This is a genomic window from Amycolatopsis sp. DSM 110486 (genome assembly GCF_019468465.1).
Classification (GTDB): Bacteria; Actinomycetota; Actinomycetes; order Mycobacteriales; family Pseudonocardiaceae; genus Amycolatopsis.
Genome location: NZ_CP080519.1, coordinates 4877476 through 4896204 on the forward strand (window position 1 = coordinate 4877476; position 18729 = coordinate 4896204).

Genomic DNA, 18729 nt, shown 5'->3' on the forward strand with positions numbered 1-18729 from the left:
GACAAACCGCTCAGCGGCCGGCGGGGCTGACGTTCAGCATCATCCCCGCCAGGCCGCGGGCCCGGACGGTGAGCTTCTTCGCCGCTTCCTTGAGCACCAGCGACGCCGGCGCGTCCGGCTCCGCCAGCACGATCGGCGTGCCCTCGTCGCCCTGCTCACGCAGGCGCGGGTCGAGCGGCACCTGGCCCAGCAGCGGCACCTGCGAGCCCACGGACTTCGACAGCGAGTCGGCCACGGCCTGGCCGCCGCCGGAGCCGAAGATCTCCATGCGCTCGCCCGAAGGTGTCTCCAGCCACGACATGTTCTCGATCACGCCGGCCACGCGCTGACGCGTCTGCATCGCGATCGCGCCCGCGCGCTCGGCCACCTCGGCGGCGGCCTGCTGCGGCGTGGTGACCACGAGGATCTCCGCGTTGGGGATCAGCTGCGCCACGGAGATCGCGATGTCGCCGGTGCCCGGCGGCAGGTCCAGCAGCAGGATGTCGAGGTCGCCCCAGAACACGTCGGCGAGGAACTGCTGCAACGCGCGGTGCAGCATCGGGCCGCGCCACACCACCGGCGCGTTGCCCGGCGTGAACATGCCGATCGAGATCACCTTCACGCCGTGCGACTGCGGCGGCATGATCATCGTCTCGACCTTGGTCGGCTTCTCGCGCGCGCCCAGCATGCGGGGGATCGAGTGGCCGTAGATGTCCGCGTCGACGACACCGACGGACAGGCCGCGCTCGGCCATCGCGACGGCCAGGTTCACGGTGACCGAAGACTTGCCGACCCCGCCCTTGCCCGAAGCCACGCAGTAAACGCGGGTCATCGAACCCGGCTGCGCGAACGGGATCACCGGCTCGGCGGAGTCGCCACGCAGCGACTTGCGCAGCTCCGTGCGCTGCTCGTCGCTCATCACGTCGAGCTCGACCCGCACGTCGGCGACGCCGGGGAGCTTCTTGACGGCCTTGGTGGTGTCCTCGGTCAGCGTCGCCTTGAGCGGGCAGCCCGCCACGGTGAGGTAGATGCCGACGGCGACCACGCCGTCTTCGCCGACCACGACGTCCTTGACCATGCCGAGGTCGGTGATCGGCTTTTTGATTTCGGGGTCGTACACGTCCTTCAGCGCGGTGCGGACGTCTTCGACGCTGGGGAGCTGCTGTGTACTCGTCACCACACCCATGTTACGTACCGGTCGGCACGTCCGATTTCGCCGCCTGCTTCGGCTTGCGTGATTTCGGTCGTACCGCGAGGTCGTCACGTAGCCGGTCGAGCTCGCTGCGCAGGTAGTCGCGGGTGGCGACCTCGCCGACGGCGAGCCGCAGCGCCGCCAGCTCACGCGCCAGGTACTCGGTGTCGGCCTTCGTCTGCGCGGCGCGCGTGCGGTCCTCTTCCAGCGAGACGCGGTCGCGGTCGTCCTGCCGGTTCTGCGCCAGCAGGATGAGCGGCGCGGCGTACGCGGCCTGCGTGGAGAAGGCCAGGTTGAGCAGGATGAACGGGTACGGGTCCCAGCGCAGCGACACCGCGACCAGGTTCAGCACGATCCAGATGATGACGATGAGCGTCTGCCAGAACAGGTACTTGCCGGTGCCGAGGAACCGCGCGATGCGCTCGGTGAAGCGGCCGAAGGTGTCCGGGTCGATGTTGAGCCGGAACCGCGCCTGGCTGCGCGGCTGGTCGAGCCGGCGGCCCGAGGTGAGTTCAGGCACGGTCGGCCTCCTGGGTGTGGGCTTCGGCCTGGTCGTGGACCTCGGCGGGCACGTCGGCGACGTCGTGCAGGCCGGTTTCGCGCCAGTCGTCGGGCAGCAGGTGGTCGAGCACGTCGTCGACGGTGACGGCGCCCAGCAGGTGCTCCTCGGGGTCGACCACGGGGCCGCACGCGAGGTTGTACGCCGCGAAGTAGCGCGTGACCTCGGCCAATGAGGCCTCGGGCCGCAGCGCCGTGAGGTCGGTGTCCACGGCGCTCGCCACGAGCTCCGCGGGCGGCTCGCGCAGCAGGCGCTGGAAGTGCACCACGCCCACGAACCGGCCGGTCGGCGTCGCCGTCGGCGGGCGGCACACGAACACCATGCTGGCCAGCGCGGCGGGCAGGTCGGCGTTGCGGATGTGCGCGAGCGCCTCGGCCACGGTCGCGTCGGGCGTGAGCACCACCGGTTCCGGGGTCATCAGGCCGCCCGCGGTGTCGGACGAGTACGCCAGCAGCCGCTTGACCGGCGCCGACTCCTCGGGCTCCATGAGCGCCAGCAGCCGGCGCTGGTCGGCGGGCGCCAGCTCGGCCAGCAGGTCGGCGGCGTCGTCCGGGCTCATCGCCTCGAGGATGTCGGCCGCGCGCTCCTCCGAGAGGTAGGCCAGCAGCTCCTTCTGGTCGTCGTCGGGCAGCTCTTCGAGCACGTCGGCGAGGCGTTCGTCGTCCATCGCGTCGGCGACTTCGTGCCGGCGCTTCAGCGGCAGGTCACGCACGGTGGCCGCGATGTCGACGGCCCGCATCGTGTCGAACAGCATCAGCAGCTGCCCGGCGCCTTGGGGTTCCTGTGCGGTCAGGTCGGTGAGGCCGAGCCCGGCGACCTCGTTCCACGGCAGCACGTGCATGGCCGTGCGGCGGCGGGCGATCCCGAGCCGGGTCTGGCGTTCGCGGATGGCGAGCTTCGCGAGCACCCAGTCGCGGGTGCGGGTGGGTTCCATGGCGGCGTCGACCACCGTCACGCGCGTCTCCGTGCCGGCGAGTGACGCGTGCGCGTCGAGCAGCTGCCCGCAGACGAGGACCTCGTTGGGGCGCTGGGTGAAGTGCCGCATGTTCACCGAACCGGTGGCCAGCGTCACAGCCGTCGGCTCGATCGTGGTGACGCGCAGCATCGGCACGAAAACGCGCCGTCGCGTCGCGAGCTCGACCACGAGGCCGAGGATGCGGGGCGGCTGCTGGTCGAGTCGCAGGCCCGCGACGACGTCGCGGACCTTGCCGATCGACTCGCCGTCGGGCCCGAACACCGGCAGACCCGCCAGCCGAGCCACAAAAACCCTGTTCACGGCAGCCATGGGCCAGACACTATCCGCAAGGCGGTCCCTGCGCCCGCGTCGCGCAACCGTGTCTTGCCAGCGTCCTCTCAGCTAGGACTTGCAGGCCCAGGCGCTCAAAGTGGGAAGAACCGCGTAGAAGGGCTGCTCGTCGCCGAGATCGGTGACGTCGCGCAGATCCGACTCGAACCAGAGCCGGTTCTGCACCGCGCGCACGAGCGTCCACGCGCGGGCGCGGTCGGGGTCGAGTCCGGTGGCTCGCAGTTTGTCGTCCACTGTGGCTTCGCCGAACCGGTTCCACAGCAAGGAGAACACGCCGTACTCGAGGTCGCCGGCGATCGGTTTGGGGTCGATCACGAGCCATGGTTCGCGCCGGGCGGCCAGCACGTTCTCGTAGTGCAGGTCCTCGTTCACGAGCAGCGCGCCCGCGGCGGGGCCGAGGTCGCGGCACACCTCGAGGGCCGCGTCGAGCTCACGGCGGGGGAACGGGCCGCCGAGGTCGTGCCAGCTCTTCGGCAGCACCTCCAGGAGACGTTCGGTTTCGCTGCTCAACGTCCGCGACAACGCGGGTGGCGCCGGCACGGCCAGCCGGCGGGCGAGCTCGCTCATGATTTCCGCGGCTTCGAGCACCGGCTCGGTCTGGAGCGTCCGCGTGTGGTCGAGGCGTTCCAGCAGTTGCACACCTTCGTCCGGCGCGGACTCCAGCACCAGCACGGCACCCCGACCGGCCCATGTGGACAGTGCGAGCGGCTCGTCGCGGGATTCCTCGTGCGGCCAGCCGAGTTTGAGCACGGCGGGCGTGCCGTCGGCCCGGCGCGCGGGCTGCACGACGCCGACGAACCCGTGCATCGCCTCGCCTTCGAACTCCAGGCCCCATTCGCGGGCGAAGCGGTCGGCGAGGTCGGGCAACGACGTCAGCCACGGCAGGCATTCCGGTCCGAGGACCCGGGGTGCGCGAGCGGCGAACGACGGCGGGATCACGAGTCGGGGCACATCCTTAATCGTGCCGGTCACGTCGAGTCATTTCTTTGGGCCGATTCCGCGCGTACAGTGAAAATCCAGGGGTTCTGCGATCCCGGGGAGCTGCCATGATCGTTGAAATTCTCAGCGCTGTGGTCGTCGTGGGCGGAGTCTGGCTCGCCTCCGGTGTGCGCGTGGTGAAGCAGTTCGAACGTGGCCTGGTGTTCCGCTTCGGACGGGTGCGCCCGGAGGTGCGCGGGCCGGGCTTGACGCTGCTGGTACCGGCTGCGGACCGCATGCACAAGGTGAACATGCAGATCGTCACCATGCCGGTGCCGGGCCAGGACGGCATCACGCGCGACAACGTGACGGTCCGGGTCGACGCCGTCGTGTACTTCAACGTGGTCGACCCGGTGCTGGCCGCGGTCAACGTGCAGGACTACCGCGCGGCCGTCGGCCAGGTGGCCCAGACGTCGCTGCGGTCCATCATCGGCAAGAGCGACCTCGACGACCTGCTGTCGAACCGGGAACGGCTCAACCAGGGCCTCGAGATCATGATCGACAGCCCCGCGATCGACTGGGGCATCCACATCGACCGCGTCGAGATCAAGGATGTGGCCCTGCCGGAGTCGATGAAGCGCTCGATGTCCCGCCAGGCCGAGGCGGAACGCGAGCGCCGCGCCCGCGTGATCTCGGCCGACGGTGAGCTGCAGGCGTCGGAGAAGCTCGCGCAGGCCGCGGCGGCGATGAGCGACCACCCGGGTGCGTTGCAGCTGCGCCTGCTCGAGACGGTGGTGCAGGTTTCGGCGGAGAAGAACTCGACGCTCGTGCTGCCGTTCCCCGTGGAGCTGCTGCGGTTCCTTGACGCGAACACGCCGAACGCCAGGAAATCGGCGCCCGAGGAGGCGGATTCGCCGGAGCCTGCCGCGCTCGACAAGTCCGAGACCAACGGGTTCGTGGGCCCGCCACAGCCGCGCCACGAAGGCGACGCGCTGACCGAGTGACGCGCGAGGCCCGCCTTGGTCGACGGGCCGCGCGAGTGTGCTTTCCGGTCAGTTGTCCAGGTACCCGTTGGTTCCGAGGATCACGATGGTGACGAAGAAGCCCACGTACAGCGCCACGATCACGTAGCCGATCACCACAGCCGACAGCGCCATGCCGCGTCCGCCGGCCTCGCCGCGGTTGGCCTTGGCGAGCGCGATGTGGCCCATGACGATGCCGGGGATCGCGATCAAGCACGTGATCAGGCCCAGCAGTGAGCACACGAGCGCGCCGATGGCGAGGCCGTTGGACTGCTGCTGGCCGTACGGCGAGTACGGCTGACCGTAGGGCTGAGGCGGGCCGTACGGCGAGTACGGCGCGGCGGCCGGCATACCGGGAGCACCGGGAGCAGCGGGAACACCGGGAGCAGCGGGAGCGCCCGGGTACGAGGCGGTCGGGCCCGGGTACGGCTGGCCGGGGTAGGCCGGAGCCGCGTACGCACCGGCCGGCTGCACGCCGGGATACGCGGCGGGTTCGGGCTGGCCGGGCACCGCGAAGCCGCCGGAGGGCTGGCTGCCGGGCGCGGCGTAGGGAGACGGCTGCTCGCCGGCCGTGCTCCCCGGCGCGGCGTACGGCGACGGCGTTTCGGTTGAGCCCGGCGCGGCGAACGAGGACCCGGTGCTGTCCGGCGCCGCGAAGGTCGTCGGCTGGTCGCTCGCCGAGCTGACGCTGTCGGGCGAGCTGAACGCCGTCGCGTCGCCCGACGGCGGGTCGTACGGGGCCGGGTCCGCGGTGGCCGGTGGGTCGTACGAGCCGGGGTCGGCGGTCGCCGGCGGCTCGTACGCCGTGGTCTCGTTCGGCCGGTCCTGCGGCTCGGACGGGTTGGTCATCGGGTTCCCCCTCGGTTCTGGTGGTCGCCCACCGCGAGCCTTCTCAGCCGAAGGCGCCGTACTTGTCGAGCTCGTGCAGCACGAGCGGGATCATGATCCCCCACACGGCCAGCGCCAGGTAACCGATCACGAAGCCGGCGATCGCCAGCGCGCCGCCGGTCGCCCGCCCGTGGCGCGAGCGGTAGTAGGCGATGTGCCCCATCACGATCCCGGCGATCGCGGCGGGCGCGCACACGATGAAGCCCGCGATCGAGCACACCAGCGACCCGATCGCCAGACCCGCGCCGGGCGGCGGGCCCTGCGGCGGGTAGGGCTGGTGCTCGAACGACGGGTGTTCGTAGCTCTCGTTCATCACGCTCCTTCCCGGCCACAGGTTGCCCGGAACCGCACTTTACTAATTCGGCCAAAAGTAGGCCGACCCCCGCGCGGCACGTAACTTGTTGCCGCGAAGCCATTCGGCCGTGACTGTGGCCGGATTAGTAACGATCGACACAGTACCGGGGCAAACGCGGTCACGGCGTGAGCACCCTCATAGGCGCGTACCCGCCCGGCCGTCCATACTCCGCGGTAACCCCGCGGAAGGAGCCCGTGATGGCCCGCCTCGCCCAGACCGCCGGCCTGACCGACGTGCAGTCCGAGATCCTCGCGACCGTGCGTTCGTTCGTGGACAAGGAGGTCATCCCGCACGCGCAGGAGCTGGAGCACGCGGACGCCTACCCGGCGGAGATCGTCGAGGGCATGAAGGCGCTGGGCCTGTTCGGCCTCACCATCCCCGAGGAGTACGGCGGCCTCGGCGAGTCGCTGCTCACCTACGCGCTCGTGGTGGAGGAGATCGCGCGCGGCTGGATGAGCATCTCGGGCGTCATCAACACGCACTTCATCGTCGCGCACATGATTTCCCGCCACGGCACCGAAGCGCAGAAGCAGCACTACCTGCCGAGGATGGCCACGGGTGAGGTGCGCGGCGCGTTCTCGATGTCGGAGCCGGACCTGGGTTCCGACGTCGCCGCGATCAAGACCCGGGCCCGTCGCGACGGCGACGACTACGTGATCGACGGCGCGAAGATGTGGCTCACCAACGGCGGCACTTCGAACCTGATCGCGCTGCTGGCAAAAACCGACGAAGGCGCGCCGAAGGCCCACCACAACCTGACGACGTTCCTCGTCGAGAAGCCCGAGGGCTACGGCGAGGTGCTGCCGGGCCTCACCATCCCGGGGAAGATCGAGAAGATGGGTTACAAGGGCGTCGACACCACGGAGGCGGTGTTCGACGGCTTCCGCGTCGGCGCCGACCAGGTGCTCGGCGGCGCGCCCGGCGAGGGCTTCGCGTACATGATGGACGGTGTCGAGGTCGGCCGCGTGAACGTGGCGGCGCGGGCGTGCGGCATCGCGATCCGCGCGTTCGAGCTGGCGGTGGAGTACGCGCAGCAGCGCAAGACGTTCGGCAAGCCGATCGCCGAGCACCAGGCCATCGCGTTCAAGCTCGCGGAGATGGCGACGAAGGTCGAGGCCGCGCACCTGATGATGGTGAACGCCGCGCGGCTCAAGGATTCCGGCGCCCGCAACGACGTCGGGGCCGGCATGGCGAAGCTGCTCGCGTCGGAGTACTGCGCCGAGGTCACGCAGGACGCGTTCCGCATCCACGGCGGCTACGGCTACTCCAAGGAGTACGAGATCGAGCGGCTCATGCGCGAGGCGCCGTTCCTGCTGATCGGCGAAGGCACCAGCGAGATCCAGAAGACCATCATCAGCCGCGGTCTGCTGCGCGAGTACAAGTCGAAATCCTGAGCGGCTCCGAGTACCCGAGTTCACACCGAAGTGCGCGAAACCACTCGTACCCTGGACCAGTGAGCGAGCTTTCGGACACCGAGCTGACGCGCGCCGCGCAGTCCGGTGAAGTGACGGCGCTCGGCGCGCTGCTCGCGCGGCACGAAGCCGGCATGCGCGGCGTCGCGATCGCGATCCTCGGCTACACCGCCGAGACTGACGACGCCGTGCAGGACGCGGCCGTGGTCGCGCTGCGCCGGATCGGCGATGTCCGCGACCCGGCCGCGGTCGGCGCGTGGCTGCGGACGGTGGTGCGCAACGCCTGCCGCGCGCGGCTTCGGTCCACACGCGACATTCCCGTCGCCGACGGCTGGGACCTCACCGCGTCCACGCTCGCCACTCCCGAGCAGCTGCTCGACGACCACGCGCTGCGCGACTGGGTCTCCCACGCCGTCGAACAGCTCTCGCCACCCGTGCGGCTCGTGATGCTGCTGCGGCACTTCTCGCTCGGCGTCACGTCGTACGAGCAGATCGCGCGGGCGCTCGGCATCCCCGTCGGCACCGTGCGCAGCCGGCTGAACCAGGGTCGCGCCAAGCTCGCCGAAGCCCTGCGCGCCACCGCGGCTTCGGCCCACGACGACGCCGGCGCGCTCGTCGCGGGCAGCAAGCTCGACGCGCTGGACACCCTGGCCGCGGCCGAACGCGGCGAGTTCACCCGGGTGCTCGCCGACCGGTGGGCCGAGGACGTCGTGCTCACCGCGGGCGACGTCCGCGGTGTCGGCCACGACTTCCTGCTGCGCGGCATGGAGGGCGACCTCGCCGCCGGCGTGCGCCAGCGGCCGGTGCACATCGTCGCGAGCCGCGAGGTCGTGGTGTGGGAGATGGACCTGCTCAATCCACCCGACAACCCGACGCACTGCCCGCCCGGCGTCGCCTGGCTGATGAGGCTGGACGGCGGCCGCGTCGCAGATCTGCGGCTCCACCACGCGCCTATGGCCGCCGTCACAGCGAACTGATCGAACCAACGGTCGTCGCTGCGCATCGTGCGGGTGTCCAGACACCCGTACGAGACGGAGCACCCCGTGACCGAACACCTCGCCCCTGGCACCCACACCGTCGAGCTCGACGGCCTCGTGCAGCGCTACCACGTCCACGGCTCCGGCCCGGTGTGCGTCGCGCACTCCGGCGGCCCCGGCATCGACTGGGAGTACCTGCGGATGCCGCTCGTGGAAGAGCAGTTCACCGTCGTCTACCCGGAGCCCATCGGCACCGGCGGTTCGAGCCGGCTGGCCACGCACCCCGACGGCTACACGCGCGACCGCTACGTCCGCGCGGTCCTCGCCCTGCTCGACCACCTCGGGCTCGCGAAGACCCTCTTCCTCGGCCACTCCCACGGCGGGTTCGTGGCCCAGCGCCTCGCGCTGACGCACCCCGAGCGCGTCTCCGGGATCGTGCTCTACGACAGCGCGCCCGTCGTCGGGGCGGAGCACGGCGAGGAGCTGATGCGACAGCTGGAGGAGTACGCGGCCCGCTCCGAAGGAGACTCCGGTCTGCCCGACGTGCTCGCCGCGTTCCAGTCGCTCGGCTCGCTGTCGTCCGACGAAGACGTGACCAAGGCCGTGCGCGGCATCCTGCCCGCGTACTTCGCCGACTTCCGCGGCCGCTTCGCGGAGTTCGGCGCGCTGCAGGGCCAGGTGAGTGGCGTGTACATCTCCGGCCGCGACGCCGACGGCACCCCCGAGCTGTTCGACGACCGCCCGGTGCTGAACACGATCGGGGTGCCGGCGCTCGTGGTCGTCGGCCGCTACGACGTGATCTGCGGGGTGCGCTGGGGCCGCGAGCTGCACGACGGGATCCCGGGCTCGCGGCTCGTGGTCCTGGAGCACAGCGGGCACTTCGGCCACCTGGAGGAGCCCGGGCTGTTCGCCGACGCGGTGGTCGGTTTCGCCAAGGGCCTGGACCACTGACGCACCCTGGGTGAACGGCATTCACCAGTACGCGGTTCGCACGGTTCGCCGGTTCTTGACAAGATGGACCCCTCGGACCGGACGAGTACGCAGGTGATGATGGTGAGCAGTCCCTTTGGTGGTGGACGGCCGGCCGGGCCGCCGCGGCTTCCGACGCCGCCCACCGGCTGGCCGATCGGGTCGTACGGCACTTACCGGGAAGCCCAGCGCGCGGTGGACTTCCTGGCGGAGAGCGAGTTCGCGGTCACGGATGTGACGATCGTCGGGGTGGACCTGATGCTCGTGGAGCGCGTGATCGGCAGGCTCACGTGGGGCCGGGTCCTGGGCGCGGGCGCGATGTCGGGCGCGTGGTTCGGCTTGTTCGCCGGGCTGATGCTGGGCCTGTTCGTGAACCAGGGCTTCGCGTTGCAACTGCTCACCGGGCTCGTGCTCGGCGTCCTTTCGGGTCTGTTGTTCGCCGGCATCGGCTACCGCGCGTCCCGCGGGCGCCGTGACTTCTCGTCCGCGAGCCAATTGGTGGCCGGCCGTTACGACGTGCTGTGCCAGCCGCGTTCGGCCGAACAGGGGCGGGAACTGCTCTCGAAGCTGGCGTTGAAGCCGCCGCCCGCCACCGCCTGACACCCGTTTTCGCGCTGCCCGGCGCCGCATCCCGTGGTGCCGGGCAGTGAAGAACAGGGGGCGGATTAGGGGCGTCCTAGGCCGAATTCGGGTTGTGCCGTTGGCGAATTCGTGCTGAGTCACCCGAATGGAAGCAGTGCCGGTCCACAGTTCACCCCGGTAATTCCGGCGTTTCGCGCTGCGCAAGCCTGAATCGTTACGGATACTGCTTGCGGGGTGTGATCGCCGGGCATAGGTTGTCCGACACCAGTCGGGCGGCCGCGTTCTCCAGCGCGACCGGCCGAGCACTGGCACGTCGGGGTGCTGGCGCGACTCGCCTCATCGCGTCGTGATGCCTGGGGGCGTCACGGTAACCGGCGTGCGCGGGTGAGGAGGCTTTTGTTCGATGGGGAAGAAGAGGCTACGGGGTCGCTCGCCCGCCCGAATGGGCGCGCTGCTGGCCGCCGGATTGATGACCACGGGTCTGCTCGCCGCGTGTGGCACAGGCTCGGGACCGATGAAGATCAACGTGTACTACGCGCCCGAGGACAATTTCCAGACCGTTGTGGACAACTGCAACAAAGCCGCGAACGGGCGCTACGAAATCGTCTACAACAAACTCCAGCGCGGTGCCGACGACCAGCGAATCCAGATGGCGCGCCGGCTCGCCGCCGGTGACACGTCGATGGACATCCTCGGTCTCGACGTGACGTGGGTGTCGGAGTTCGCCGAGGCCGGCTGGGCCGAGGAGTGGACGGGGCAGAACAAGGCCGCCGCGTCCGACGGCGTGCTGCAGGGCCCGCTCGAGACGGCCACCTACAACGGGAAGCTCTACGCCGCACCGAAGAACACCAACGTGCAGCTGCTCTGGTACGACGACCGCATCACCCCGAACCCGCCGAAGACGTGGGACGAGATGATGCAGATGTCGCAGCAGCTCAAGAGCCAGGGCAAGCCGTACAGCATCGTGTTCACCGGTGCGCAGTACGAAGGCCTGGTCGTCATCTACAACACGCTCGTGGAATCGCTCGGCGGCCACATCCTGTCCGACGACGGCAAGTCCGTGGTGATGGACCAGGGCGCGGTCGACGCGCTGGCGCTGCTCAAACAGGTCACGTCGTCGGGCATCACGGACCCGTCGCTGACCAACCAGAAGGAGGACGACGTCCGCCAGACGTTCCAGCGCGGCAACGCCGCGTTCGAGCTCAACTGGCCGTTCGTCTACGCCTCCTACGCCGAGGAGAAGCCGCAGGACCTGTCGCACTTCAAGTGGGCGGTGTACCCCGAGGCGAAGGCCGGCATGCCGGCGAAGACGACCATCGGTGGTTACGACCTCGCGGTGAGCACGTACTCGCAGCACAAGCCCGAGGCGTTCGAAGCCGCGTTGTGCTTGCGCAGCGCGGAGAACCAGAAGTTCTCGGCCATCAACGACGGGGTGCCGCCGACCATCGAATCGGTGTACCACAACGACGTTCCGCTCGACCCGTCGAAGCCGGCGTCGAACGACAACCCGAACATGGCCATCAAGTACCCGATGCGCGACACCATCCTCGACGCGTTGAAGACCGCCGCGGTGCGCCCGCTTTCCCCGGCGTACCAGAACGCGTCCACGGTCATGTCGAAGATCCTGTCGCCGCCTTCGGAGATCGACCCGCCCGTGACGGCCCAGCAGCTGCGGGAACAACTCAGTGACGCGCTCCAGTCGAAGGGAGTGATCCCGTGACCGTCCAGGACCCCTCAACCGGCACCGCCGAACCCACCGGCGCACCGCCCGCGCACGAGGCCGTGAGCCACCGCAAGGGAAAACCCGTTCTCAGCGAGGGGAAGAGGGCCGAACGGCGGCTGGGCCTGTGGCTCTGCGCGCCGGCCTTCCTCGTGATGATCGCGGTGACGGGCTACCCGATCGTCTACTCGATCTGGCTTTCGCTGCAGCGCTACGACCTGAGGTTCCCCGCGCAGCAGGAGTTCATCGGGTTCGCCAACTACGGGGCCGTGCTCACCAGCTCCTACTGGTGGACCGCGTTCGGCACCACGATGTTCCTGACCGTGGTGTCGGTGGCAATCGAGTTCGTGCTCGGCATGGCGCTCGCGCTGATCATGCACCGCACGCTCGTGGGCCGCGGGCTCGTGCGCACCGTCGCGCTGATCCCGTACGGCATCGTCACGGTCGTCGCGGCGTTCTCGTGGTACTTCGCGTGGACGCCGGACACCGGCTACCTCGCGAACTCGCTGGCGTCGGGCGGCGCACCGCTCACCGAGCAGTGGCCGTCGCTGTTCATCATCATCCTCGCCGAGGTGTGGAAGACCACGCCGTTCATGGCGCTGCTGCTGATGGCCGGTCTCGCGCTGGTGCCGGAGGACCTGCTGAAGGCCGCCGCGATGGACGGGGCCTCGGCGTGGCAGCGGTTCACCAAGGTGATGCTGCCGGTGATGAAGCCCGCGATCCTCGTCGCGCTGCTGTTCCGCACGCTCGACGCGTTCCGCATCTTCGACAACATCTACGTGCTCACCAGCGGCGCGCAGGACACCGCATCGGTGTCGATGATGACCTACGACAACCTGGTCAAGGGTCTCAACCTCGGCATCGGGTCCACGATGGCCGTGCTGATCTTCATCACGGTGGCGATCATCGCGTTTCTCTTCATCAAGGTGTTCGGCACCGCCGCACCCGGCACGGACGACGGGGGTAAACGCTGATGGCCATCGGTGGTGCGGTCACGACCGGCCGCAAAGTGCGCTGGGGCGTCATCGACATCCTCGTCGTGGCGTTCGCGCTGATCCCCGTGCTGTGGATCATTTCCCTGTCCTTCAAGACGAAGGAAACGCTCAACGACGGCAGCTTCTGGCCCCAGGAGTGGACGCTCAAGAACTACGCCGACATCTTCCAGACGTCGGAGTTCCTGCGGGCGCTGGTGAACTCCATCGGAATCTCGGTGATCTCCACGGTGATCGCGGTGGTGCTGGGCACGATGGCGGCCTACGCCATCGCGCGCCTCGAGTTTCCTGGGAAGAAGCTGCTCGTGGGGCTGTCCCTGCTGATCGCGATGTTCCCGCAGGTCTCGCTCGTCACGCCGCTGTTCAACATCGAGCGCAACCTGGGTCTCTTCGACACGTGGGCGGGGCTGATCCTGCCCTACATCACGTTCGCCCTGCCGCTTTCGATCTACACGCTCTCGGCGTTCTTCCGGGAGATCCCCTGGGAGCTCGAAAAGGCGGCGAAGATGGACGGCGCGTCGCCGGCCCAGGCCTTCCGGAAGGTGATCGCGCCGCTGGCCGCGCCGGGCGTGTTCACCACGGCGATCCTGGTCTTCATCTTCTGCTGGAACGACTTCCTGTTCGCCATCTCGCTGACGTCCACCACTGCGTCGCGCACGGTGCCGGCCGCGTTGTCGTTCTTCACCGGGTCTTCGCAGTTCGAGGACCCGACGGGCCAGGTGAGCGCGGCCGCGGTCGTGATCACCATCCCGATCATCCTGTTCGTGTTGTTCTTCCAGCGTCGCATCGTGGCGGGGCTGACGTCCGGTGCGGTGAAGGGCTGACCCATGGCTGAAATCGTCCTCGACAAAGTTTCGAAGCGTTACCCCGACGGTGCGCTCGCAGTGTCCGAAGTGGACATCACGATCGCGGACGGCGAGTTCATCATCCTCGTCGGCCCGTCCGGCTGCGGGAAGTCGACCACGCTCAACATGGTGGCCGGGCTGGAGGACATCTCGTCCGGCGAGCTGCGCATCGACGGCAAGCGCGTGAACGAGCGGGCGCCGAAGGACCGCGACATCGCGATGGTGTTCCAGTCCTACGCGCTTTACCCGCACATGAGCGTGCGCGAGAACATGGCGTTCCCGCTGCGGCTGGCCAAGGTGGCCGACGCGACGGTGCGCGCGAAGGTGGAGGAGGCGGCGGAGATCCTCGACCTCACCGCGCACCTGGACCGCAAGCCGTCGAACCTCTCCGGTGGCCAGCGTCAGCGCGTGGCGATGGGGCGCGCGATCGTGCGCAACCCCAAGGCGTTCCTGATGGACGAACCACTGTCCAACCTGGACGCGAAGCTGCGCGGCCAGATGCGCACATCGGTGTCGAAGATCCAGAAGCAGCTGGGCACGACCACGCTGTACGTGACCCACGACCAGACCGAGGCCATGACGCTGGGCGACCGCGTGGTGGTGCTGCGGGCCGGGTACGTGCAGCAGATCGGCTCGCCGCAGTTCCTCTATGACAACCCGGCGAACCTGTTCGTGGCCGGGTTCATCGGCTCGCCGTCGATGAACTTCGTGCCGGCGACGCTGGAGAACGGTGAGCTGCACAGCCCGCTGGGCACCACGCCGCTCACCGACCGGATCCGCCGGATGGCCGAGGCCGCCAACGCGCCGCGCGAGGTGATCGTGGGCGTGCGGCCGGAGCACTTCGAGGACGCGGCGCTCGTCGACTCCGCCCAGCGTGGCGAGGGTTCCACGTTCACCGCGCACATCGATGTGCTCGAGTCGATGGGCTCGGAGAAGTTCGCGCACTTCACCGTGGAAGGCGAGGTGGCCACGTCGGCCGAGCTCGCCGAGCTGGCCGCCGACAGCGGTTCCGCCGACGTGCCGGGCGCCGAGTCGCTCATCGTGGCCCGGCTCTCGGCCGAGTCCCAGGCCGCGGAGAACGCGGACCTGGAGATCTGGTTCGACGCGGACAAGGTGAAGCTGTTCGACCCGAGCAACGGGCGGAACCTGACCTACCAGGAATAGGTTTCCAGTACGGAGGCCCCTTCACGCTCTGCTCGGGAAGGGGCCTTCGTCGTGTTCAGGGGATCTTCGCGAACACCAGCGCCGCGACCTGGCTCGCGACCGGGCACGCGGCCGCGCCGCTGGAACCGCTCGTGTCCACCACGCTCACCACCGCCTGCTCGCCGCGCCCCGGGGTGTCCGGCGACGGCTGAGTGGTCGTCAGGTGGCAGAACGCTCCGTCGGTGCTCTGGCGCGCCGTGCGGCCGCCGAGGGTTGCGGTCGCGCCGGTGGGTGCCTGTTTCTGCACGGAGAACGCGACGCTCACCGTGCCGCGGATGCAGGAGTGGCCCGACAACCCGGCCGAGGGCTGCGTGCCGGCGCCGGCGATCGCGTCGAGCTCGTGGACGTTGAGCAGTGCGCACGGGTCGACGCGGCCCCACGAGCGGTCGGGGAACTGGTGGTGGCGCACCTTGCCGCCGCTCGCGGCCGCGAGGACCCCACCGACCACGGCGTCGGCGTCGGAGCAGCGGTCGGCCGACGCGCCGGCGCCTTCGGCGTCGGTCACGGCGATGTTGAGGCGGATCCCGTCGGCGAACGTCACCACGCGCGAGCACGTCTTGTCGGGCGTGAAGCCGGCCTGCTGCACGGCGACGCCGTCGGGGAGCGGGCCGGAGTACTCGTACGGCTTCACGTTCGGGTCCGCGTCGGCGGCCAGCGGGCCCACGCTCACCGTGTGCTGGCGCCCGCTGCGCACGTAGTCGGTCCGGCAGTCGGTGAACGACGAGTCGGGGTCGTCGGCCGTCGCGCCGCGCAGGCGGGAGACGTCGAGCAGGCTGCAGTAGTCGAGCGTGGTGAAGTCGCCGAGCGCCGCCACGGCCGTCATCGGCGAGGGGGCTAACGAGACGGGCGCGGGGGCGGCCGCCGAGGAGCAGCCGGCGAGCAGGAGCGCGCCACCGAGCGCGACGACAACGGGTCCAAAGGGGGAACGCACGGGGTGCAGTATCACCACGAATCGCGCGAAAAATCAGCCCTGACAGGGAAATCCCACACTGCGCTGTGGTGTCCGCGCAGGTCAGCGCCGCGAAATCGGACGCCGGTCCGTGCGTGGCGGGATGACCGGCTCGGGCCCTTAGGGGTCCGAATCGTCCCGGGGAGCGATGTGCTCGCGGCGCATTCCTGGTGTCCTTGAGTCACGAACCCAACGGGAGGGACCACGATGACCGCACCTGTCACGCAGAGGCTGAGCCGCCCGCGCAACGACCGCATGATCGGCGGCGTGTGCGCCGGGCTCGCCCGCCGATTCGGCACCACGCCGGGCAAGGTCCGCGTGCTCGCGCTGCTGTCCTGCCTGCTGCCCGGCCCGCAGTTCGTCGCCTACCTGATCCTCTGGGCCGTCATGCCCAGCGAGTGAGGTCCGGCCGCACCGAAGCCGTGAAGGGCACCCGCGTGGTGCCCTTCACGGCTTTTCGCGCGGAACCGGGGGAGTGGCCGGATGCGGGTGGCGCGGCTGGCGCCACGCGCACATCGCCTGGTCGATCTCGGCCTGGTCGAGCCCCGGGTGCGGCAGCTCGGTCGCGCGGCCCGGCTCGGCGCGCAGGCCGTCGAGGATCAGCGCGAGACAGCGGCGCCACAGGTGCGGCTCCACGGCGCTGGTGTACTCGACCGCCGCGCCGACCATCTGGTGGATGAGCGGCAGATCGGTGGGCACGAGGTCGGCCCGCAGCTGCCCGGACTCCTGCGCACGCTCCATCAGCCGCGTGATGAGCGGCACCATGTGAGCTTTCACCTCGGCCACGTGCTCGTGCCCGAACGCCTTGGACAGCATGATCTCCCGCAGCCCGCGGTCGGCGGAGTGCAGCTCGACCGTGCGCCACACGAAGTCGACGAAACCGTCCCACGGGTCTTCGGCGCCCAGCGCCTGCTCCGCGAGATCGGCGATGTCCTGCAGCTGCTCGACGAACATCGCCTCGACCAGGTGTTCCTTGCTGGGGAACCGCCGGTAGACGGTGCCGACGCCCAGGCCGGCGTGGTGCGCGACGTCGTCGAGCGTCGCCTCCAGCCCTCGTTTGCCGAAGACGGCGCGAGCGGATTCGAGGATGCGCCGGCGGTTGAGCTCGGCATCACGCCGCAGCGGCCGCGCCGGTGCGGCGTCCGGTGTCATGACGCCCAGGTTACCAAAAGAAGTCGAGGCACCATCTCCGGTTTTTGTGTACTTTGGGCCGCGTAACGGGAGGGACCTACTCCACATAGCGCTTTGATCACTATCGTGAGGGAAATCCACATGCCTGACTCGACGGCCACGCTCGAGCGTCCGGGGGAGGACGCGCCGAGCCACGCCGAAAACCCGCACCACTCCAGACGCTGGGCCATCCTCGTGATGATCGGCCTGGCCCAGCTGATGGTGGTGCTCGACGCCACCGTCGTGAACATCGCGCTGCCTTCGGCGCAGGTCGACCTCGGTTTCTCCAACGACGCCCGCCAGTGGGTCGTCACCGCGTACGCGCTCGCGTTCGGCAGCCTGCTGCTGCTCGGCGGGCGGCTCGCGGACCTGTTCGGCCGCAAGAACGCGTTCCTCGTGGGCCTGGCCGGCTTCGCCGCGGTGTCCGCGATCGGCGGCGCGGCGAGCAGCATCGAGATGCTGCTGATCGCCCGCGCGGCGCAGGGTGTGTTCGGCGCGCTGCTCGCGCCGGCCGCGCTTTCCCTGCTCACCACCACGTTCACCGACCCGAAGGAACGCGGCCGCGCGTTCGGCGTGTTCGGCGCGATCGGCGGTGGCGGTGCCGCCATCGGCCTGTTGCTGGGCGGCGTGCTCACCGAATACCTCGACTGGCGCTGGTGCATGTTCGTGAACATCGTGTTCGCGGTCATCGCCTTCATCGGCGGCGCGCTGCTGCTGCGCCGCCAGGAGTCCGACGGCCCGCGCCCGAAGCTCGACCTGCCGGGCACGGTCAGCGCGTCGGCCGGTCTCTTCGCACTCGTCTACGGCTTCTCCAACGCCGAGCACGACTCGTGGGGCTCGATCTCGGTGTGGGGCTTCCTCGCGGCCGGGCTGGCGCTGCTGGCGACGTTCGTCGTGCTGCAGCAACGCGTGAAGCACCCGTTGCTGCCGATGCGCGTGCTGCTCGACCGCGACCGCGGCGGCTCGTACATCGCGATGTTCCTCATCGCGATCGGCATGTTCTCGATCTTCCTGTTCCTCACGTTCTACGTGCAGCAGAACCTCAAGTTCACGCCCATCGAGAGCGGATTCGGCTTCCTGCCGATGGTCGCCACGCTGATGGCGGCCGCGACCACCGCGACGGGCGTGCTGCTGCCGCGGTTCGGGCCGAAGCCGCTGGTGCCCACGGGCATGCTGATCGCCGCGGGCGGTCTGCTGTGGCTGAGCGCGATCGACGCCGGCAGCACCTACGCCGAGGGCGTGCTGGGGCCGCTCATGGTGCTCGGCGTGGGCATCGGCCTGTCGATGGCGCCGGCGATGAGCGTCGCGACCTTCGGGGTCGAGCTGCACGACGCGGGCGTCGCGTCGGCGACGGTCAACACGATGCAGCAGGTAGGTGGCTCGATCGGCACCGCGCTGCTGAGCACGCTCGCGGGCAACGCGGCGACGTCGTTCCTGGCCGGGCGCGCGCCCACGCCGCAGCTCGCCGCGGAGGCGGCCGTGCACAGCTACACCACGGCGTTCACCTGGGCCGCGGTCATCTTCGCGGTCGGTGCGGTGATCACCGGGCTGCTGCTGCGCCCGGGCGCCCCGCGCGGCGTGGCCGTGGTGCAGGCCGTGCACGTCTGAAGCTCGCTGATCGGGGTGAACGGTCCCTTCCCTGCTCGGCCGGGAAGGGACCGTTCTTTTTTCAACACCGGTAACCCGCGCCG

19 protein-coding genes are annotated in these 18729 nt (G+C 69.6%); 11 read left to right on the forward strand and 8 right to left on the reverse strand.

The genetic code is table 11. The annotated features are described in order from the left end of the window. Positions 1-10 precede the first annotated feature (10 nt). From K1T34_RS23850 to K1T34_RS23865, 4 genes are all read right to left on the reverse strand, one after another. Positions 11-1156, reverse strand: a complete 1146-nt coding sequence (locus K1T34_RS23850; protein WP_220246419.1) for an Mrp/NBP35 family ATP-binding protein — start codon at positions 1154-1156, stop codon at positions 11-13. 10 nt (positions 1157-1166) lie between these two features. Further along, entirely contained in the window at positions 1167-1691 is a 525-nt protein-coding gene (locus tag K1T34_RS23855) for a DUF1003 domain-containing protein (RefSeq protein ID WP_220246420.1), read from the reverse strand. After that, positions 1684-3015: a magnesium transporter MgtE N-terminal domain-containing protein gene (locus K1T34_RS23860; RefSeq protein ID WP_220246421.1), complete on the reverse strand. Its 1332-nt coding sequence runs from the start codon at positions 3013-3015 to the stop codon at positions 1684-1686. Before K1T34_RS23860 ends, K1T34_RS23855 begins: the two co-directional genes overlap by 8 nt. Before the next feature lie 72 nt (positions 3016-3087). Next, complete coding sequence (locus tag K1T34_RS23865) at positions 3088-3987, reverse strand: aminoglycoside phosphotransferase family protein (protein ID WP_220246422.1); 900 nt, start codon at positions 3985-3987, stop codon at positions 3088-3090. 95 nt (positions 3988-4082) lie between these two features. On the opposite strand from K1T34_RS23865, the gene K1T34_RS23870 reads away from it, so the two are divergent. Further along, a complete protein-coding gene (locus tag K1T34_RS23870; RefSeq protein ID WP_220246423.1) occupies positions 4083-4958 on the forward strand; it encodes a slipin family protein in 876 nt (291 codons plus the stop codon). 48 nt (positions 4959-5006) lie between these two features. On the opposite strand, the gene K1T34_RS23875 is transcribed toward K1T34_RS23870, so the two are convergent. Together K1T34_RS23875 and K1T34_RS23880 are read right to left on the reverse strand one after the other, a co-directional pair. Beyond that, positions 5007-5825: a DUF4190 domain-containing protein gene (locus K1T34_RS23875; RefSeq protein ID WP_220246424.1), complete on the reverse strand. Its 819-nt coding sequence runs from the start codon at positions 5823-5825 to the stop codon at positions 5007-5009. A gap of 43 nt (positions 5826-5868) precedes the next feature. Further along, on the reverse strand, positions 5869-6177 hold the full coding sequence (locus K1T34_RS23880; protein ID WP_220246425.1) for a DUF4190 domain-containing protein: 309 nt from the start codon (positions 6175-6177) through the stop codon (positions 5869-5871). Between the two features lie 239 nt (positions 6178-6416). On the opposite strand from K1T34_RS23880, the gene K1T34_RS23885 reads away from it, so the two are divergent. The 8 genes from K1T34_RS23885 to K1T34_RS23925 all read left to right on the forward strand — a co-directional run bounded on the left by K1T34_RS23885 (position 6417) and on the right by K1T34_RS23925 (position 14880). Then, on the forward strand, positions 6417-7613 hold the full coding sequence (locus K1T34_RS23885; RefSeq protein WP_220246426.1) for an acyl-CoA dehydrogenase family protein: 1197 nt from the start codon (positions 6417-6419) through the stop codon (positions 7611-7613). A gap of 59 nt (positions 7614-7672) precedes the next feature. Continuing rightward, positions 7673-8608: an RNA polymerase sigma factor gene (locus K1T34_RS53465; RefSeq protein ID WP_255638672.1), complete on the forward strand. Its 936-nt coding sequence runs from the start codon at positions 7673-7675 to the stop codon at positions 8606-8608. A 66-nt stretch (positions 8609-8674) separates the two neighbouring features. Further along, a complete protein-coding gene (locus K1T34_RS23900) occupies positions 8675-9559 on the forward strand; it encodes an alpha/beta fold hydrolase (protein ID WP_255638673.1) in 885 nt (294 codons plus the stop codon). A 96-nt stretch (positions 9560-9655) separates the two neighbouring features. After that, the gene (locus K1T34_RS23905; protein WP_220247373.1) at positions 9656-10177 is read left to right on the forward strand and encodes a general stress protein; all 522 of its coding nucleotides are present in this window, start codon (positions 9656-9658) and stop codon (positions 10175-10177) included. A 385-nt stretch (positions 10178-10562) separates the two neighbouring features. Next, positions 10563-11879: an ABC transporter substrate-binding protein gene (locus K1T34_RS23910; protein ID WP_220246427.1), complete on the forward strand. Its 1317-nt coding sequence runs from the start codon at positions 10563-10565 to the stop codon at positions 11877-11879. Beyond that, on the forward strand, positions 11876-12853 hold the full coding sequence (locus K1T34_RS23915) for a carbohydrate ABC transporter permease (protein WP_304504326.1): 978 nt from the start codon (positions 11876-11878) through the stop codon (positions 12851-12853). Before K1T34_RS23910 ends, K1T34_RS23915 begins: the two co-directional genes overlap by 4 nt. Then, positions 12853-13695, forward strand: a complete 843-nt coding sequence (locus K1T34_RS23920; RefSeq protein WP_220246428.1) for a carbohydrate ABC transporter permease — start codon at positions 12853-12855, stop codon at positions 13693-13695. The genes K1T34_RS23915 and K1T34_RS23920 overlap by 1 nt, the downstream gene beginning before the upstream one ends. Before the next feature lie 3 nt (positions 13696-13698). Further along, positions 13699-14880, forward strand: coding sequence for an ABC transporter ATP-binding protein (locus tag K1T34_RS23925; protein WP_220246429.1), 1182 nt, complete (start codon positions 13699-13701; stop codon positions 14878-14880). 55 nt (positions 14881-14935) lie between these two features. Here the strand turns inward: K1T34_RS23925 and K1T34_RS23930 are convergent, their stop codons facing one another. Continuing rightward, positions 14936-15850: a hypothetical protein gene (locus K1T34_RS23930; RefSeq protein WP_255638674.1), complete on the reverse strand. Its 915-nt coding sequence runs from the start codon at positions 15848-15850 to the stop codon at positions 14936-14938. A gap of 225 nt (positions 15851-16075) precedes the next feature. On the opposite strand from K1T34_RS23930, the gene K1T34_RS23935 reads away from it, so the two are divergent. Beyond that, complete coding sequence (locus K1T34_RS23935; protein ID WP_220246430.1) at positions 16076-16270, forward strand: PspC domain-containing protein; 195 nt, start codon at positions 16076-16078, stop codon at positions 16268-16270. A 45-nt stretch (positions 16271-16315) separates the two neighbouring features. On the opposite strand, the gene K1T34_RS23940 is transcribed toward K1T34_RS23935, so the two are convergent. Then, positions 16316-17020: a TetR/AcrR family transcriptional regulator gene (locus tag K1T34_RS23940; protein ID WP_220246431.1), complete on the reverse strand. Its 705-nt coding sequence runs from the start codon at positions 17018-17020 to the stop codon at positions 16316-16318. Positions 17021-17140: 120 nt separating this feature from the next. Between K1T34_RS23940 and K1T34_RS23945 the strand changes: the two genes are divergently transcribed. Further along, positions 17141-18646: an MFS transporter gene (locus K1T34_RS23945; RefSeq protein ID WP_220246432.1), complete on the forward strand. Its 1506-nt coding sequence runs from the start codon at positions 17141-17143 to the stop codon at positions 18644-18646. Positions 18647-18729: the final 83 nt, after the last annotated feature.

What these genes read in the sequence shown, in the direction of transcription:
- K1T34_RS23860 (WP_220246421.1), bottom strand. Translation starts at nt 3,015, where the DNA reads ATGGCTGCCGTGAACAGGGTTTTTGTGGCTCGGCTGGCGGGTCTGCCG.
- K1T34_RS23870 (WP_220246423.1), top strand. Translation starts at nt 4,083, where the DNA reads ATGATCGTTGAAATTCTCAGCGCTGTGGTCGTCGTGGGCGGAGTCTGG.
- K1T34_RS23875 (WP_220246424.1), bottom strand. Translation starts at nt 5,825, where the DNA reads ATGACCAACCCGTCCGAGCCGCAGGACCGGCCGAACGAGACCACGGCG.
- K1T34_RS23880 (WP_220246425.1), bottom strand. Translation starts at nt 6,177, where the DNA reads ATGAACGAGAGCTACGAACACCCGTCGTTCGAGCACCAGCCCTACCCG.
- K1T34_RS23885 (WP_220246426.1), top strand. Translation starts at nt 6,417, where the DNA reads ATGGCCCGCCTCGCCCAGACCGCCGGCCTGACCGACGTGCAGTCCGAG.
- K1T34_RS23905 (WP_220247373.1), top strand. Translation starts at nt 9,656, where the DNA reads ATGATGGTGAGCAGTCCCTTTGGTGGTGGACGGCCGGCCGGGCCGCCG.
- K1T34_RS23910 (WP_220246427.1), top strand. Translation starts at nt 10,563, where the DNA reads ATGGGGAAGAAGAGGCTACGGGGTCGCTCGCCCGCCCGAATGGGCGCG.
- K1T34_RS23920 (WP_220246428.1), top strand. Translation starts at nt 12,853, where the DNA reads ATGGCCATCGGTGGTGCGGTCACGACCGGCCGCAAAGTGCGCTGGGGC.
- K1T34_RS23925 (WP_220246429.1), top strand. Translation starts at nt 13,699, where the DNA reads ATGGCTGAAATCGTCCTCGACAAAGTTTCGAAGCGTTACCCCGACGGT.
- K1T34_RS23935 (WP_220246430.1), top strand. Translation starts at nt 16,076, where the DNA reads ATGACCGCACCTGTCACGCAGAGGCTGAGCCGCCCGCGCAACGACCGC.
- K1T34_RS23940 (WP_220246431.1), bottom strand. Translation starts at nt 17,020, where the DNA reads ATGACACCGGACGCCGCACCGGCGCGGCCGCTGCGGCGTGATGCCGAG.
- K1T34_RS23945 (WP_220246432.1), top strand. Translation starts at nt 17,141, where the DNA reads ATGCCTGACTCGACGGCCACGCTCGAGCGTCCGGGGGAGGACGCGCCG.